Source organism: Paenibacillus harenae, assembly GCF_030812415.1.
In the GTDB taxonomy this organism is placed as follows: domain Bacteria; phylum Bacillota; class Bacilli; order Paenibacillales; family Paenibacillaceae; genus Pristimantibacillus; species Pristimantibacillus harenae_A.
Genome location: NZ_JAUSST010000003.1, coordinates 973,390 through 988,635, shown reverse-complemented (window position 1 = coordinate 988,635; position 15,246 = coordinate 973,390). Strand labels below are relative to the sequence as shown.

The following is a 15,246-nucleotide window of genomic DNA, read 5'->3' as shown; positions in this document are numbered from 1 at the left end:
CTTTTTCCCGTTCGTTGGTTATAATATAAGAAGCCAATTGGAGGTGCAATGCACATGAACTTTCTTATTGTTATGACCGTGTTTGCGTTGTTCATTACGGCGATGCTGACAAGCTCCTACAATGACGACAAAACCAAAGGCCTGTAAGCGAGAGCAATAGCGATCGTTTCGCGGTGAAATATAGGCTTGCGTATAAGAGTGAAACTTATACTACTTTCCTATATTTTAAAAAAAAGCTTCTCCGAGAGCAACATGCCCTCACGAGAAGCTTTTTTTGTTATCGCCTTAATTGGTCAACGGTTAATTAACGACGGAGCTGTCCCATTTCCTCTACGCATACACCGCATAAATAACGTTCCTTGAAATCTCTAACCTCGTTCATAGAGCCGCAAAATACGCATTTGGGCCGGTAACGTTCCAATATGATATGGTCGCCTTGGACGAAAATTTCGACAGGGTCGCCCTCGTTCATCAGATAACGTTTACGTAACGATTTCGGAAGCACAATACGGCCAAGCTGATCCACTTTTCTTACTACTCCTGCTGGTTTCATCATTTCACCTCTTTTGTGTCTTTATTCGCAAGTCCTAACCTGAGAAACCTATGCATTATAGTGTTTCGATGATAATTCAGCATTTCCTTCCTTCATTCATATTTTCTTAATATCCTGCAACAAATGAGTGAAGGTTTGTTCATACAATCGTTCGATCTTAATAAAGCCCCTTGAATCCGGTCTGTCTGAGCGCCTCGTACACGACGATAGCGGCGGAGTTGGACAAATTAAGCGAACGAACCTTGTCCGTCATCGGCATGCGGATGCAGGTATCGAGATTCGCTTCGATCAGTTCCTGCGGCAGCCCCTTCGTTTCTTTGCCGAATACGAAGAAATCCCCGTCGCGGTATTCAAAATCCGAATAAGGCTTCGTAGCTCTCGTGCTGGCATAGAAGAAACGTCCCTCCGGGTAAAGCTCGAGCACCTCGTCGAACGAATCATGATATTCGATATGGACCGAATGCCAATAATCGAGCCCGGCTCTCTTGAGCGTACGGTCATCCGTGTCGAAGCCTAGCGGCCTGACGAGATGCAGATGCGTGCCCGTAGCCGCGCATGTGCGCGAAATATTGCCTGTGTTGGCCGGAATCTCCGGCTCTACCAATACGATATGAAACGGCATAACCCACTTTCCCACCTCTCTAAACGCTAATTATACACCAATTTTCCTTCCATTTTTACATGCATTTTACGTAACGGTAATCTTCCGCGAAATTTCGGCTTCTATAATTAACATTATCATTAGAAGGCAAAGGAGAAATGTAACGATGCGAAAAAAAATATTGGTCGTCGATGACGAACCCTCCATCGCCATGTTAATCGAATTCAACCTGAAGCTCTCGGGCTACGATGTCCGCTGCGTAAGCGACGGCGAGGCCGTATTCGATATGCTCCGTCCTTTCCGTCCCGATCTGATCGTCCTTGATCTGATGCTGCCCAAGATGGACGGCATTCAAGTATGCAGGGAGCTTCGCAAGCAGAACAACGCCGTACCGGTCATCATGTTAACCGCACTCCAGGACGTTACAGATAAGATCGCAGGGCTCGATAACGGAGCCGACGATTATATGACGAAGCCGTTCAGTCCGCAGGAGCTTGTCTCCCGTATCCAGGCTGTTTTTCGCCGAATCCAATCGAATCCTGGCACATCCGACAACACGACCTATGATATAGGCAGACTGAATGTTCGCGCCGAGCAGCGCGAGGTTTATTTTGATGGCAAACTGATTGAACTAACCCCTAAGGAGTTCGAGCTGCTGCTTTTTCTATGCAAGCATAAGGGCAAGGTGCTTAGTCGCCAGCAGCTGCTGCACGGCGTCTGGGACTACCACTTCCTCGGCGATACGCGCATCGTCGATGTTCACATCAGTCATCTGCGCGATAAGATCGAGAAGAACGCCAGAACGCCGGAATATATTATGACGGTCCGCAACGTCGGTTATAAGCTGCTTGAGCCCGCAATGCCCGAATCGTCGTTCGCTTAAGACTTGACGACGAAGAAGCGCCATCTCCTCCTGCATAGGAAGGGATGGCGCTTTGTATTTGTCGCTAGGCTGGATTAGCCGTTGCGCTTCTGGAAGTCGGCCATGAACTGAGCAAGCGCCTGACAACTCTCCAGCGGAACCGCGTTGTACGTCGAGGCGCGAAGGCCGCCAACGTCGCGATGTCCCTTGAGGCCAACGAAACCTTCCTTCTCGGATTCCTTGATGAACTGCTTCTCCAGCTCTTCGCTATGAATACGGAACGTAATATTCATAAGCGAACGGCTTTGAGGCTGCGCGCAGCCGATGTAGAAGCCTCCGCTTTGGTCGATCTTGTCGTAGATCAGCTTTGTCTTGTCGCGGTTGAACTGATCCATCTGAGCGATGCCGCCCTTTCCTTTGATCCAGTTCAGCACGAGGCTTACCATGTAGACGGCGAAGGAAGGCGGCGTATTATAAAGCGAGTTGTTCGATGCATGCGTACTGTAACGGAACATGGTCGGGATTGTCGAAGGACTCTCCGCAATTAAGTCATCGCGTACAATGACGACCGTTACGCCGGATGGACCAAGGTTTTTCTGAGCGCCGGCATAAATAAGACCGAACTTGCTGACATCCACCGGACGGCTCAGAATATCGCTGGACATATCGGCGATAAGAGGTACGTTGCCTGTCTGCGGAAAGTCGAAGAACTGCGTTCCGCCAATCGTTTCGTTCGACGTCACATGGAGGTAAGCGGCATTGTCGGGAATGACGATTTCTTCTGCCGTCGGCATGCGCATGTATTTGTCGGATTCGGTCGATGCGGCGATAACCGTTTCACCAACAAGCTTCGCTTCTTTAATCGCTTTGTCTGCCCATGCGCCAGTCTTCACATAAGCGCCTGGACGGCCTGGACGAACGAGATTAAGCGGGATCATCGCGAACTGCGTGCTCGCGCCGCCTTGTACGAACAAAATGCGGTAGTTGTCAGGAACGCCGTACAGCTCGCGAAGTAGCGACTGCGCCTCGTTGTTCACTTGCTCATAAAGCGCGCTGCGATGAGACATCTCCATAATGGACATACCCGCTCCGTGATAATCGACGAACTGCTCCTGTGCTTGCTGCAGCACTTCAAGCGGTATAGCGGCTGGTCCTGCGTTAAAATTAAAAGCTCTAGTCATTTCCGTTAGCCCACCTTTGATTCTTTATACATGATAAGGACATAATAGCAATTTTGAACGTTGGCATCAAGTGCTTTGAGCGTATTTACAGTATAAAAGTCGAACGTATTGACAATTAATTGTCGAAAACATTCGGATTTTGGACTTAGTGTCGCGAAAGCTTATCGACCAATCCTTGTTTATGTGAGCACAGCTGGACAATATAAAAAACGAGCCCCTTGCGGGACTCGTTCATATGATGAGTGTTAAGGAATTAGCAATCGTAGTAAAGGCTGAATTCGTGCGGGTGAATACGAATTGCAACAGCTTTCGCTTCAGCGCGCTTGATTGCAACGTAGTTATCGATGAATTCTTGCGTGAATACGCCGCTTTCAGTCAAGAATGCGGAGTCCGCTTCAAGCGCGTTAAGCGCTTCGTCAAGCGTTCCTGGAACGCTGCGGATTTCTTTCTTCTCTTCTTCCGGCAATTCATAGATGTTTTTGTCGAATGGTCCATAGCCAAGAGCAACAGGATCAAGCTTGCGCTTAATGCCGTCCAGACCTGCAAGCAGCATAGCCGCGAATGCAAGGTAAGGGTTAGCCGTGTTGTCCGGTGTACGGAACTCGATACGGCAGCCTTTAGGCGTCACAGCCGCGATTGGAATACGGATCGCTGCGGAACGGTTGCCTTTCGAGAATACAAGGTTAACCGGTGCTTCGTAACCAGGCACAAGACGTTTGAACGAGTTCGTGCTTGGGTTCGTGATCGCGATTAGAGCCGGAGCGTGGTAAAGTACGCCGCCGATGTAGTGCATAGCGAGTTCACTCAGGTTAGCGTAAGCGCCTTTGTCGTAGAACAACGGGGAATCGCCGTTGAAGATCGACGTATGGACGTGCATACCGCTACCGTTGTCGCCGAACAATGGCTTAGGCATGAAAGTAGCCGTTTTGCCGTATTGGCGAGCTGTGTTGTGAATGATATATTTGAATTTCATCAGGTTGTCGGCTGTTTTCGTAAGCGTATCGAAACGGAAGTTGATTTCCGCTTGGCCAGCCGTTGCAACTTCATGGTGATGACGTTCAACGCGAAGACCGGATTCTTGAAGCAAACGAACCATTTCGCTGCGAAGATCTTGTTGGGAGTCAACTGGTGCTACCGGAACGTAGCCGCCTTTAACCGGGATCTTCGAACCAAGGTTGCCGCCTTCTTCTTTACGGTTTGTGTTCCAAGCTGCTTCTTCGGATTCAACTACGTAGGAAGATGCGTTCATCGAGCTTTCGTAGCGAACTTCGTCGAAGATGAAAAATTCTGGTTCAGGTGCGAAGAATGCGGACGTACCGATACCAGTCGTTTGAAGAAATTCTTCAGCTTTTTGAGCAATACTGCGCGGATCGCGATCGTAGCGCTCGCCGTCCGGCGTATAGATATTACACATTACGTTCAATGTTGGATGAGTTGTGAAAGGATCGATAAATACGGATTCCGTATCAGGCATCATTACCATGTCGGAATTCTCGATACCGCGGAAGCCGTGGATGGATGAACCGTCGAATGCTACCCCGTTTACGAAAGTGTCTGCGTCAACTTCAGTAGCTGGAAGCGTGATGTGGTGAGCATGACCCAGAAGATCCACAAAACGGAAATCCACGAACTGAATGCTGTTTTCTTTAATATTGTCCAAAACATTTTGAACTGACATAAATAATTTCCTCCATTTCCGAACATTAGCGTTGTGTTGAACAAGTATTGTTCAATAATTGCTCCAAACCATGACGTTATTATAAAACTACGGTTTCATCTCCGTCAATAGCTATGTAAGGTATTTTTTATCGGGATGTAAGGTATACTTACAAGTTTGCATAGATGTTCACAATTCCGCCTCAAGCAATATAACAAAAACCGCGCCACCCTTGCTGCAGCAAGGGGACGCGGCGTTTTTGACTATGTTAAATTTTCCATTCCTTGAACGCTTCGGCAGGCGCTTTCGGCGTATCGAACTGTTTGCCTACTAGAGGTGCGAGCTGCTCCAATTGCTTCAGCAAGTTGGCGAATTGATCCGGGAACAACGATTGTACACCGTCGCCAGTCATGGAGTTGTCGGGATCGGTGTGCATTTCCACGATCAGACCGTTCGCTCCCGCTGCAACCGATGCTTTCGACATCGGCTCTACTAATTCGCGGCGGCCCGTACCGTGGCTCGGATCTGATATAACAGGCAGATGGCTAAGAGATTGCAGCACCGGAATGGCGGTCAGGTCAAGCGTGTTGCGAGTGTAAGTCTCGAACGTTCGGATTCCCCGCTCGCACAGCATGACGTTCGGATTGCCGCCTGCCAGAATGTATTCGGCAGCGTTCAGGAACTCGTCGTACGTAGAGCTGAAGCCTCTCTTCAGCAGCACCGGCGTCTGAATCGTTCCGAGCTTGCGAAGCAGGTCGAAGTTCTGCATATTCCTCGTGCCGACCTGGAGAATGTCGGCATACTCCGCGCACACGTCCACGTATTCCGGCGTCATCACTTCCGTAATCGTCAGCAAGCCGTGTTTCTTGCCCGCCTCCGCCATCATGACCAATCCTTCTACGCCAACGCCCTGGAAGCTGTATGGGCCGGTACGCGGTTTGAACGCGCCGCCCCGAAGCACCTGTCCGCCAGCCGCCTTGACCAGGCGCGCAATCTCGTCGATCTGCTCTGGCGATTCTACCGCGCACGGTCCGCCCATAATGACAAGATTGCTGCCGCCGATCTTTACACCCTTAATATCGATGACCGTATCGTCCGGATGGAAGTCGCGGCTTGCGAGCTTATAGGACTTCGAAATCTTTATGACGTTTTCTACGCCCTTCATCTGGCGCAGATGCTCGGCCAGCGTAGGCTCAGCTTTGCCGATTATGCCGATGACCGTGCGGTCCGTACCTCTGGACACATGCGCCTGCACGCCTGACTTCTCGATGTGGGCAACGATTTCGTTAATGCGTTCTTCTGTAATTTGCGGATTTGTAATGACGATCATATTAATCACTCCTGTAATTTATATTGGTTATTCCTTATTCAATTATTAACAATTCCGAACATTCGTACTGCAACGCTTATACGCTGTTAAGCTTATACGCTGTGAAGCTTCTACGCTTTTAATCACTAAAGTAAATATACAAGATAAAATGTTAACCGTCAACCTAAATATTCATTCTAAATTTCACGCTTGATTTATTTATTCAAGCCCCTGTAACGATTAAGACCCGTTTGTGTCCTTTTGTCAAACTATTTTCGCCATACTCGTTGAAATGCCCATTTAGCTCCATTTCATCGAATTAAATCGCCCATCTTCGCTCCATGTACCAAAACCGCCTCTTTAGTTTCCCAGAATCGAACTAATGAAGCGGTTTCTCTTTGTTCAAACCAATTAGTTTCCTTAAATCGAACTATCGCGCAATTGCCGAGTCGAGGTTGGGTGAGAGCAGCTAGACAAAAGGGGCCGTTGCCGAATTGCTCCAATGAAGGAGCACACGACAATGGCCTGCGACTTAGACTGGATGATATTAGTAAGAGGCTTACTCGGCAGCGCTCGCACTCTTCACTTTAATGTTCGGAAGCAGTTTGTTCATGTTGACCGTGCGTTTAATTTCCCAAGTGTCGGGATTGTTGTCGTCGTACTGCTCCAGGTAGGCAATAACCTCTTTGGTAAGCGGCGTAGGCGTCGAAGCGCCGGATGTCACGGCTACCCGCTCGATGCCGATCAGCCACTCCCGCTCGATCTCGGATACATCCGCTACGCGGTATGCTTTGACGCCGGCGATCTCCTCCGATACCTGCGCAAGGCGGTTCGAGTTATTGCTTCGAGGGTCGCCTACGACGATGCAGAGCTGGGCGCCGCCAGCCTGACCTGCAACCGCTTCTTGCCGCACCTGGGTAGCGAGGCATATCTCATTATGAACCTCGGCCGACGGATACTTCTCCGACAGCTTCTGAATAATGTGCCTGATATCCCACTGAGACATCGTTGTCTGGTTCGTGATGATAAGACGCCCCTCCGGCACTTGCAGCGACTCGATCTCTTCTTCCTTCTCGATCAGATGCACCATGTCCGGCGCAACTCCGATAGCGCCTTCCGGCTCGGGATGCCCCTTCTTCCCGATATAAATAATATGATACCCTTCTGCCGTCTTCTCGCGGATAAGGTCATGCGTCTTCGTCACGTCGGGACAGGTCGCATCAACGACAGACAGCCCCTTCTCCCTCGCGCGCTTGCGTACCTCGGGGGATACGCCGTGCGCCGTGAAGATCACGGTGCCTTCTTCGATCTGATCCAATATCTCCAGACGGTTCGCTCCGTCAAGCGTAATAACGCCCTCCTGCTCGAACGCTTCCGTTACATGAGCATTATGGACAATCATGCCAAGGATATAGATTGGCCGCGGCAAATCCAGGTTTTTCGCCGTCTGCAAGGCAAGCACCATCGCATCGACAACGCCGTAGCAGTAGCCGCGCGGCGATATTTTAACAATTTCCATCTATTGCACCTGCTTTCTTACCGGATACGCCTTATTAGAACTACTGTATTAAATGATCCGTTCCTTCTATTATAGTCGAAGGAGCCTTCCCGGAAAAGGCTATCGGCAGCCATATCGTAAACTTCGTCCCTTGGCCTTCGCGCGTGGTTACTTCTACGGAGCCTTGGTGCTCGTCGATAATCCACTTGGCAATCGATAAGCCAAGCCCCGTTCCGACCGTAACGCCACGCGATTCGTCTGCCCGATAGAAGCGGTCGAATATATGCGGAATCTCGTCAGGGTTCATGCCGATGCCGGTATCCTCAACCGTAATTCCGATTTGTCCGTCGCCTTGCAAAGCGCCAAGCTCGATATGACCGCGTTCCGTATACTTAAAGGCATTTTCAATGAAAATGAACAGCAGCTGCTGCAAATAATCATGATTTCCTCTAACGCATACGCCTTCCAGAGCCGACAGATCGCCTATACGCCATTCCGCGGTCCGCGGCAGCAGCTGCGCCCTGCGGGCAACCTCCTCAGCGATGGGCAGAAGCGCTAAATGCTCCTTCTCCATCACATAGCCGGCATCCGCCCTCGCCAGAGCAAGCAAATCATTCACGAGCGTGCTCATCCGCTTCGTTTCTGCCGATATGTCGCTCATCGCTTCGCGCGACATATCCCAATGCTCCATATCGAACGGCAGCCACTCTCCGCTACCTTTATCAGGGTTCGTTTCCTTGATACGCGTCCACATGCGATCGAGCAGATCAATATTACCGCGAATGGTCGTGAGCGGCGTACGAAGCTCATGCGATGCGTCAGACACAAACCTTCGCTGTGCCTTATAGGACTCATCGAGCTCGTTATAAGCTAACTCTATTCGGGAGAGCATCATATTAAGCGTATGAACGAGCCTGCCGATCTCATCATTGGATTCGGCAGCCGGTATTCGCATATTCAGCTCCGAGCCTTTCTCGATCTGCTCCGTCGCTCGAATAACGCGTTCGATTGGCCGCAGCGCCTGACGAGCGATGAACAGACCGACCGTGAAGGCAATGAGGACGACGAACAAGGAGGAAAAAATAAGAATAGTTCGAAGTCCTGCTAGAAACTTTTCCTCATTATAGGAAAACACAGCGAGCTGCATTATTCCGATTAACTTGCCATCTTCAAGGGCGATAGGGCGTTGGTAGGTAAGCATATCGAATTTGTCGTCATTTATTGTGACTTTTACTTTACGGAAGCCTTCCTTCGGTTTTTTGTCAGCCTCGGGATATGGAATAATCGTACTCAAATCGTAGAGTAAATTCTCCTGCCTTACCGCACCGTCTTTATAGCTTACAATTTGCATATAGATATCCTTTTTATCAGGACCTCTGCCCACGCGGCCAACTTGAAAATCCCATTCACCCTCCAAAAAGTTTACCGTAGGCTGTATCACAATGGTACTGTTCTGCTCCTTAAGCTGCGCCTTCGCTTCGGCGTACGTGTTCCAATTGACGAATAAATAGACGATCAGCCCTACCGCGATGAGCGTTCCGGCGAGCAAGCCGGAGTACCATAGCGTAAGGCGAAGACGGATGGACATAGCGTTAACCTGCCTCTCCGCGCAACACATAGCCGGTGCCGCGAACCGTCTGGATTAGCCTGCTTCCTCCGCCCTCTTCAACTTTTTGGCGGAGCATCGCAATATATACCTCAAGCACGTTCGATTCGCCGCTAAAGTCGTAACCCCATATCTTCTCCATAATGGAGTCGCGCGTCAGCACGCGCCGCGGGTTCTGCATGAAGAGCAGCAACAGATCATACTCCTTGCTCGTTAGCTCGATGCGGCGGCTTGCGCGAATCGCCTCGCGGGCATCCATATCAAGCGCAAGATCCTCATAGACGAGCTGGTTGCCCTGCTCCTCCAGCTTGTCCGACTTACGGCGCAGCAAGGCGCGTACACGGGCGAGCAGCTCCTCCAGTGCGAACGGCTTGACCAAGTAATCGTCCGCTCCAAGATCCAGCCCCCGAACGCGATCATTAATATCATCCTTCGCCGTCAGCATCAGAATCGGCACGGCGCTGCCGCCCTCCCGTACCCGTCTGCATACTTCCCAGCCGTCTATCTGCGGCATCATGACATCCAATATGAGCAGATCCGGGTCTGCTGTCAGAAGCGTCTTCAATCCTTCCGCGCCATTCGATGCGGTTGTGACCTCATAACCCTCGAATGCTAAGCTTCTACGCAATAACGAAATGATTTTGTCATCGTCGTCAACGACTACAATATGTTGTCTACTCATCTTCATTCTCCTCTTCTAATGCAGCAAAAAGCGCAGAGATTATAAGGCTCTGCGCTTTATTTGCAATGCTTGCTTACTCTGTAACGAATTTATTTTTGTCGCCGATGACGACTTCGATGTTTTGCTCTTTGCCTTGGCGGATAATATTCATCTGCACTTTGTCATCAACCTTCTGTTTCTTGATCGCATCGATCAACGACTGCGTATTGCTGTATTTCTTGCCTCCGATGCCCACGATAACGTCATACTGCTGGATCCCCGCCACATGCGCAGGCGATTTGTAGTACACGTTGCGAACGATCGAACCTTCGGCTTTGCTAAGACCAAGCTGTTTGGCAATTTCCTCGGTCACATCGGACAGCTCAGCTCCAATGAATGGAACGGCTTCCTTCGGAATTTCCACGTTGCTCTTCAGGCTTTCAAGCACCTCTTGGATCGTGCTCGTCGGAATTGCGAAGCCAATACCTTGCGCCTGGGAGCTTACCGCCGTATTGATGCCTACGACTTCGCCCTCCAGATTCAGCAGCGGTCCGCCGGAGTTGCCCGGATTAATCGAAGCGTCTGTCTGCAGCAAATGCTCATAGTTGCGCTCGCCTTGCGTATCTTGAATATCGATCGGACGTTCCTTGGCGCTAAGCACGCCAACGGTTACCGTGTGATCGAAGCCGTACGGATTGCCGATCGCGACGACCGTATCGCCGATATTAATGTCTTCGGAGCTGCCGAGCGGCAATGTCGGGAAATCTTTATTATTCTCGCCTGTTACTTTAAGAACCGCAAGGTCCAAATCATAGCTTGAACCGAGCAGCTCAGCCGTAAACGGTTTGTCGTAGCCTTGAACAATGACTTCGATTTTGTCCGACTCGCCGACAACGTGCTGATTCGTCAGAATGTAGCCGGTCTTGTCGAAGAAGAAGCCTGTGCCGATACCCGTCTGCTGCATTTGATCTTCCGTGCCTTGCTCCTCCTGCTGTTCCGTACCAGGGAAGTCATTGCCGAAGAACTGACGGAAGAACGAATCGTCTAACATGCTACCGCCGCCGTTCGATACTTTCGTGAACGTCTCGATCTTCACGACCGCCGGGCTTGCCGTTTCGAACAGTCCGGCGACATCGGCCGACGGAGCGCCAGCCGTTGTAGCAGAACCGCCCCCCGTGCTTCCCGCTCCCGCTGTAGTTCCGCTGCCATTCGATTCCTTCACGGTAGCTTGCACTTGATCCGAAGTGAACCAGTTACGAGTATCCGCCGTCCACATAAGTCCGCCGACAAGAACGACGCCGGCCAGGAACGAAGCGAACATCGCTTTGAAGGAGGTGCGCTTCGGTTCTCTTACAGTCCAAGGACCTTTGTTCCCCACCCCTGTCGGAGTAAACGGACGAATCTGTTGCTGCACGGGCTGCGAAACCGTAACGTTAGCGTCATCATCGGATACCGCATATGACGTGTCGCCAGCATCCTGCACCGGGCTCGCATGACTATAACCTTGCTCCGGCTGCGACTGCGGAGTCGTTGATTGATAACGGTTAGGCTGCGAGGAATCCGACTGCGCGCCAGCTTTGAATGGCCCATACGAATAATAGTAGGAAGGCTTAGCCGTCTGTTCGGGAAGGTCCGAAGTTACCGGCTCCGCTTCATACTGATCTTGCTCATTTCTTCCGCTTGCGTCCTGCTGCTCGTCATTATGTTCGCGAAAAAAATCATCATAGCCTTTTTTGTTGTTTTGGTCGTCCATCGTGATAAGCCTCCTTGAAAAATATCGTTCATGCCTCATCTTTCGTTTTCCGTTAGAGGCGAGCTCGTTGATTTAGTTCTATCATGCACATTCTACCTTAAAACAATATTAAAAGGAATTTAAACAAAAATAAAAAAACGCACTCTTCATGCAAAGAGAGCGCTTTTTATTGCTTTCATTCGATTTTTAAAATAACCCCTCGACCTCGGTTATCGCTTGCTTCGCGCGCGTAATCCAGCGGTCCTCGATTGGGGCATCGGGGTTCGACGGCGATTGAAACTGGTCGAACATCGCGCCGAACGCTCTAATCGAAGCTTCGGGATCGTTGCCCTCTTGGTAGAGATGCTTGAGCACATAAGGCTTGCCCAGCCTAATCGTCGCATCGTTCTCCGTGGTTTCGCTATCGATATAGCCGTTTACGATATCGAACGGAATACGAAGCCATACTTTATGCGATTCATCCAATGCTCGGTCGAAGGAGCCGCTTCTATATTCCCAGTTGCCTCCCAATGTAAATTGATGCTGGTCCAGAACGGCTCTGGCTTCATTGAAGTTCTGCTCCTTGGACTCTATCGATGACGCAATGAATTTCATGACGGTCTACTCCTTTGCGCTTGCGTCTGCCTTACAATCGCAGCTTCAGTACATTAACAGGTAGTATAACCGCCATTCTCCATATTATGTGTCTTAGGCGCGCTTCGCCCAGCCTTTGCGATGCGCCAGTACCGCCAGCTGCGTGCGATCCTCAAGCTCGCATTTCATCAACAGATTGCTGACGTGCGTCTTGACCGTTTTGATGCTAATATGAAGCTCCTCGGCAATCTCCTTATTGGATTGACCGTCGGCAATGAGCAGCAGCACTTCCTTCTCGCGTTCGGTAAGGCCCTCATCCCCGGATTGAGCCGTCCGTTGACGCAATCCTCTCGTTAGCGCTTGCGAGACGTCCGCCGTCATGACCGGCATGCCTTTGAAAGCTGCGCCAAGCGCATAGATGAGCTCCTCGGAAGACACCGTCTTCAATACATAGCTGGTCGCCCCCGCTTCGATCGCCCCGTACACCTTGTCATCTTCCAGAAAGCTTGTCAGCATGACGATCTTGATATGCGGATGCTTGGCCAATACCGCTCTCGTCGTCTCGATACCGTCCATGCCCGGCATCATCAAATCCATCAGGATCATATCCGGCATCGTCTCCTGCGTTCTGCCTCCGAGTACATTCAATGCATCTTGCCCGCTGCCCGCTTCTGCGATCACTTCAAACTTCGGCTCCAGCATCAAGTACGTTCGCAGTCCCGTTCTCACCATATCGTGATCGTCAACGATCATGATTTTAATCGTGTCCAATGCGCTCATTTCTTGTTCTCTCCCCGCCATATCGTTGGAATTGTCACCTTCACTCTCGTTCCGCTGCCCGGCTTGCTCAGTATTTCCGCATTGCCGCCCAGCTTCTGCGCCCTCTCCTGCATCGTCGACAAGCCGTATGAGCCGCGCTTCACTTCACTGACTTTGAAACCCTCGCCGTCATCCTGCAGGCTCATGACGACCTGCCGTTCCGTATCGGCAAGGGTCAGCGTGCAAAGACTTGCTCCCGCATGCTTCACGACATTCGCCATCGCTTCCTGAATAATAAGAAACAGCTGATGCTCCTTCGCCTCGGACAGCTCGTCGTTCATCCGCCATTCCAGCACGCCCTGCAAATTATTTTGCCGGCAATAATCGGGAAACCATTTGTCAAGCGCCTCCTGAAGCGTTCGGCCTTCCAACTCCATCGGCCTGAGCTGCGCGATGAAGTTGCGCATCTGTTTTTGCGCCGTGTTCGACATCTGGACGAGCTGCTCCATCACCGAATCGGCACGCTCGCGATCGACCTGCTGCAGCTTAGGAAGCGACGAGGCGCACATATGAATGGCGAACAACTGCTGGCTGACCGTATCGTGCAAGTCGCGCGCAAGCCGCTTCCGCTCCTCGAGCACGGCAGCCTCATTCGAGAGCGTCCCCTCCATGATCTGCTCCTCGCCGACCATTTGGATCCATTTCATCTTCTCTTCCATCTGCTCCGCCAGCGCATTGAATTCTCGGTAAAGCTCATTAAACGACACATGGCCGAACTCCGTAATCCGAACGCTATAATTGCCGTTAGCAGCCTGCTTGAACGACAAATGAAGCGTATCGATACGCCTCTGGATTCGCTGTGCGGCCCAGTAACCGAATACGGCGCTCACAAGGAGGAAGACGGATGCCGCTCCGAGGCGCGCTTCCGTCATTGTTGTCCCTTGCTTTAATCCGCTCCATGTAAGGGCGGCCAATAAGAACGAAACGACCGATGCCGCTACGAACATCGAGATCAGCTCCCACTTGCCGCTTCGCAGAAAACGAACCATCATCCCCGCTTACCCCACCTTCGTCACGCGCACATCGCCGATAAAGGTGCTGACGATCAGCTTGATTTTTTTGTCCGATTCGGTATAGGAAGGCGATTGAATGCTCATGTTCTTGAACATGCCGCCCTCCTTCTGATCCAGTATTTTCACATCGCCCATGAAGGAACTCGTAATGACCTGTACGCCAATCTCGTAATCGTTCGGCACGTATACCTTCACATCGCCGATGAACGAGGAGATCGTCACTCTCGTTTCCCCATTCGCTACTTGGGCCTTCGTCAGATCGAGTATCGTATCGCCGATGAAATGAGATACGTTCAACGGTTTAAGCTCCCAATAATCTTGCCCGATATGAATATCGCCGATAAAGCCGGATCTACTCTGCACGCCTTTGTCGCTATGATTCCACCACTCCACATGCTCTTTGCGGTGACCGTGCTTCATATCTTTCTTCCATTCTTTATAAGCGCGCTTATGCTCCTGCTTCCAATCCTTGTAAGGCTTCTTGAATGGCGGCGCCTCTTCCCCGTAGTCTGCGCCGGTGCTGCCCGAGGTCCAACTCACTTGATCATCGTCATGCTGCATCGTCTCAGGCTTATCTTCCTTCTTCAAATTCGGACCTTTCGTCGGATCCGGGTGAAGCGGAGGTGCCGGGGGCACGTCCTCATCGTTCGAGAAAGGACGGTACTGCTCCCAGTCGTCGGATGGCGGCGTGTAGTTCCTCTTCGGCCTCCAAAGCATCTTGAAGCCCACTACGATAATAATAATCGGCCAAATGTAAGGAATAATATCTCCGATCGACCAATCGAACCAATCGAGGTTGCGGCCAAGGAAGACGAATCCGATAATGAGCACGATGCCGTTCCACCAACCGGATCCCTGATGGCGGGCGTTCGAGATTAATCCCTGAATGCCGAAGAAAATGAGGATAAGCGGCCAGTACGTGGAGAACACCTCTCCTACATCGAAGCTTACATGACCCATCTGTCTCAATAGAAACATGACGCCTATCGCTATAATGACGATCCCGGTAAGCAATCGTCCAACAAAGTTTCCGTTCATCCATTATCCAACTCCTTCAAGACTGCGCCTTAGTGTGATAGCTCTAGTATAACGGACGACACTGCTATATAAAAAGGGACGGCCGATTGAAATGTGAATCGGTCTGGAGACTGAGTTTGCTT

General features: G+C 50.8%; 14 protein-coding genes. 1 reads left to right on the top strand and 13 read right to left on the bottom strand.

The features are described 5' to 3' along the window. Positions 1-304: 304 nt before the first annotated feature. Both J2T14_RS14635 and trmL read right to left on the bottom strand, forming a co-directional pair. Entirely contained in the window at positions 305-553 is a 249-nt protein-coding gene (locus J2T14_RS14635; protein WP_307207030.1) for an AbrB/MazE/SpoVT family DNA-binding domain-containing protein, read from the bottom strand. A gap of 157 nt (positions 554-710) precedes the next feature. Beyond that, positions 711-1,175, bottom strand: coding sequence for a tRNA (uridine(34)/cytosine(34)/5-carboxymethylaminomethyluridine(34)-2'-O)-methyltransferase TrmL (trmL, locus tag J2T14_RS14630; protein WP_307471847.1), 465 nt, complete (start codon positions 1,173-1,175; stop codon positions 711-713). 145 nt (positions 1,176-1,320) lie between these two features. On the opposite strand from trmL, the gene J2T14_RS14625 reads away from it, so the two are divergent. After that, positions 1,321-2,037, top strand: a complete 717-nt coding sequence (locus J2T14_RS14625; RefSeq protein WP_307471845.1) for a response regulator transcription factor — start codon at positions 1,321-1,323, stop codon at positions 2,035-2,037. Between the two features lie 74 nt (positions 2,038-2,111). Here J2T14_RS14625 and serC read toward each other — a convergent pair whose 3' ends face one another. The 11 genes from serC to liaF all read right to left on the bottom strand — a co-directional run bounded on the left by serC (position 2,112) and on the right by liaF (position 15,124). Next, a complete protein-coding gene (serC, locus tag J2T14_RS14620) occupies positions 2,112-3,197 on the bottom strand; it encodes a 3-phosphoserine/phosphohydroxythreonine transaminase (protein WP_307471842.1) in 1,086 nt (361 codons plus the stop codon). 253 nt (positions 3,198-3,450) lie between these two features. After that, positions 3,451-4,875 carry a type I glutamate--ammonia ligase gene (gene glnA / locus J2T14_RS14615; protein WP_307471840.1) on the bottom strand — a complete coding sequence of 475 codons (1,425 nt, stop codon included), beginning with the start codon at positions 4,873-4,875 and terminating at the stop codon, positions 3,451-3,453. A gap of 247 nt (positions 4,876-5,122) precedes the next feature. Then, a complete protein-coding gene (aroF, locus tag J2T14_RS14610; RefSeq protein ID WP_307471838.1) occupies positions 5,123-6,184 on the bottom strand; it encodes a 3-deoxy-7-phosphoheptulonate synthase in 1,062 nt (353 codons plus the stop codon). 538 nt (positions 6,185-6,722) lie between these two features. Continuing rightward, positions 6,723-7,682 (bottom strand): 4-hydroxy-3-methylbut-2-enyl diphosphate reductase, encoded by a 960-nt coding sequence (locus J2T14_RS14605; protein ID WP_307471836.1) that lies wholly within the window; start codon positions 7,680-7,682, stop codon positions 6,723-6,725. A gap of 40 nt (positions 7,683-7,722) precedes the next feature. Further along, the gene (locus tag J2T14_RS14600; protein WP_307471835.1) at positions 7,723-9,249 is read right to left on the bottom strand and encodes a sensor histidine kinase; all 1,527 of its coding nucleotides are present in this window, start codon (positions 9,247-9,249) and stop codon (positions 7,723-7,725) included. Positions 9,250-9,253: 4 nt separating this feature from the next. Next, complete coding sequence (locus J2T14_RS14595) at positions 9,254-9,949, bottom strand: response regulator transcription factor (protein ID WP_307471833.1); 696 nt, start codon at positions 9,947-9,949, stop codon at positions 9,254-9,256. A gap of 73 nt (positions 9,950-10,022) precedes the next feature. After that, complete coding sequence (locus J2T14_RS14590; RefSeq protein ID WP_307471831.1) at positions 10,023-11,681, bottom strand: S1C family serine protease; 1,659 nt, start codon at positions 11,679-11,681, stop codon at positions 10,023-10,025. Between the two features lie 186 nt (positions 11,682-11,867). Beyond that, entirely contained in the window at positions 11,868-12,275 is a 408-nt protein-coding gene (locus tag J2T14_RS14585; protein WP_307207010.1) for a YugN family protein, read from the bottom strand. Positions 12,276-12,368: 93 nt separating this feature from the next. After that, positions 12,369-13,034, bottom strand: a complete 666-nt coding sequence (locus J2T14_RS14580) for a response regulator (protein ID WP_307471829.1) — start codon at positions 13,032-13,034, stop codon at positions 12,369-12,371. Beyond that, positions 13,031-14,065, bottom strand: a complete 1,035-nt coding sequence (locus tag J2T14_RS14575) for a sensor histidine kinase (RefSeq protein ID WP_307207006.1) — start codon at positions 14,063-14,065, stop codon at positions 13,031-13,033. Before J2T14_RS14575 ends, J2T14_RS14580 begins: the two co-directional genes overlap by 4 nt. A 6-nt stretch (positions 14,066-14,071) precedes the next feature. After that, the gene (gene liaF / locus J2T14_RS14570) at positions 14,072-15,124 is read right to left on the bottom strand and encodes a cell wall-active antibiotics response protein LiaF (protein ID WP_307471827.1); all 1,053 of its coding nucleotides are present in this window, start codon (positions 15,122-15,124) and stop codon (positions 14,072-14,074) included. Between the last annotated feature and the right edge of the window lie 122 nt (positions 15,125-15,246).

What these genes read in the sequence shown, in the direction of transcription:
- J2T14_RS14585 (WP_307207010.1), bottom strand. Translation starts at nt 12,275, where the DNA reads ATGAAATTCATTGCGTCATCGATAGAGTCCAAGGAGCAGAACTTCAAT.
- J2T14_RS14635 (WP_307207030.1), bottom strand. Translation starts at nt 553, where the DNA reads ATGAAACCAGCAGGAGTAGTAAGAAAAGTGGATCAGCTTGGCCGTATT.
- J2T14_RS14625 (WP_307471845.1), top strand. Translation starts at nt 1,321, where the DNA reads ATGCGAAAAAAAATATTGGTCGTCGATGACGAACCCTCCATCGCCATG.
- glnA (WP_307471840.1), bottom strand. Translation starts at nt 4,875, where the DNA reads ATGTCAGTTCAAAATGTTTTGGACAATATTAAAGAAAACAGCATTCAG.
- J2T14_RS14575 (WP_307207006.1), bottom strand. Translation starts at nt 14,065, where the DNA reads ATGATGGTTCGTTTTCTGCGAAGCGGCAAGTGGGAGCTGATCTCGATG.
- trmL (WP_307471847.1), bottom strand. Translation starts at nt 1,175, where the DNA reads ATGCCGTTTCATATCGTATTGGTAGAGCCGGAGATTCCGGCCAACACA.
- J2T14_RS14580 (WP_307471829.1), bottom strand. Translation starts at nt 13,034, where the DNA reads ATGAGCGCATTGGACACGATTAAAATCATGATCGTTGACGATCACGAT.
- J2T14_RS14605 (WP_307471836.1), bottom strand. Translation starts at nt 7,682, where the DNA reads ATGGAAATTGTTAAAATATCGCCGCGCGGCTACTGCTACGGCGTTGTC.
- serC (WP_307471842.1), bottom strand. Translation starts at nt 3,197, where the DNA reads ATGACTAGAGCTTTTAATTTTAACGCAGGACCAGCCGCTATACCGCTT.
- liaF (WP_307471827.1), bottom strand. Translation starts at nt 15,124, where the DNA reads ATGAACGGAAACTTTGTTGGACGATTGCTTACCGGGATCGTCATTATA.
- aroF (WP_307471838.1), bottom strand. Translation starts at nt 6,184, where the DNA reads ATGATCGTCATTACAAATCCGCAAATTACAGAAGAACGCATTAACGAA.
- J2T14_RS14600 (WP_307471835.1), bottom strand. Translation starts at nt 9,249, where the DNA reads ATGTCCATCCGTCTTCGCCTTACGCTATGGTACTCCGGCTTGCTCGCC.
- J2T14_RS14590 (WP_307471831.1), bottom strand. Translation starts at nt 11,681, where the DNA reads ATGGACGACCAAAACAACAAAAAAGGCTATGATGATTTTTTTCGCGAA.
- J2T14_RS14595 (WP_307471833.1), bottom strand. Translation starts at nt 9,949, where the DNA reads ATGAGTAGACAACATATTGTAGTCGTTGACGACGATGACAAAATCATT.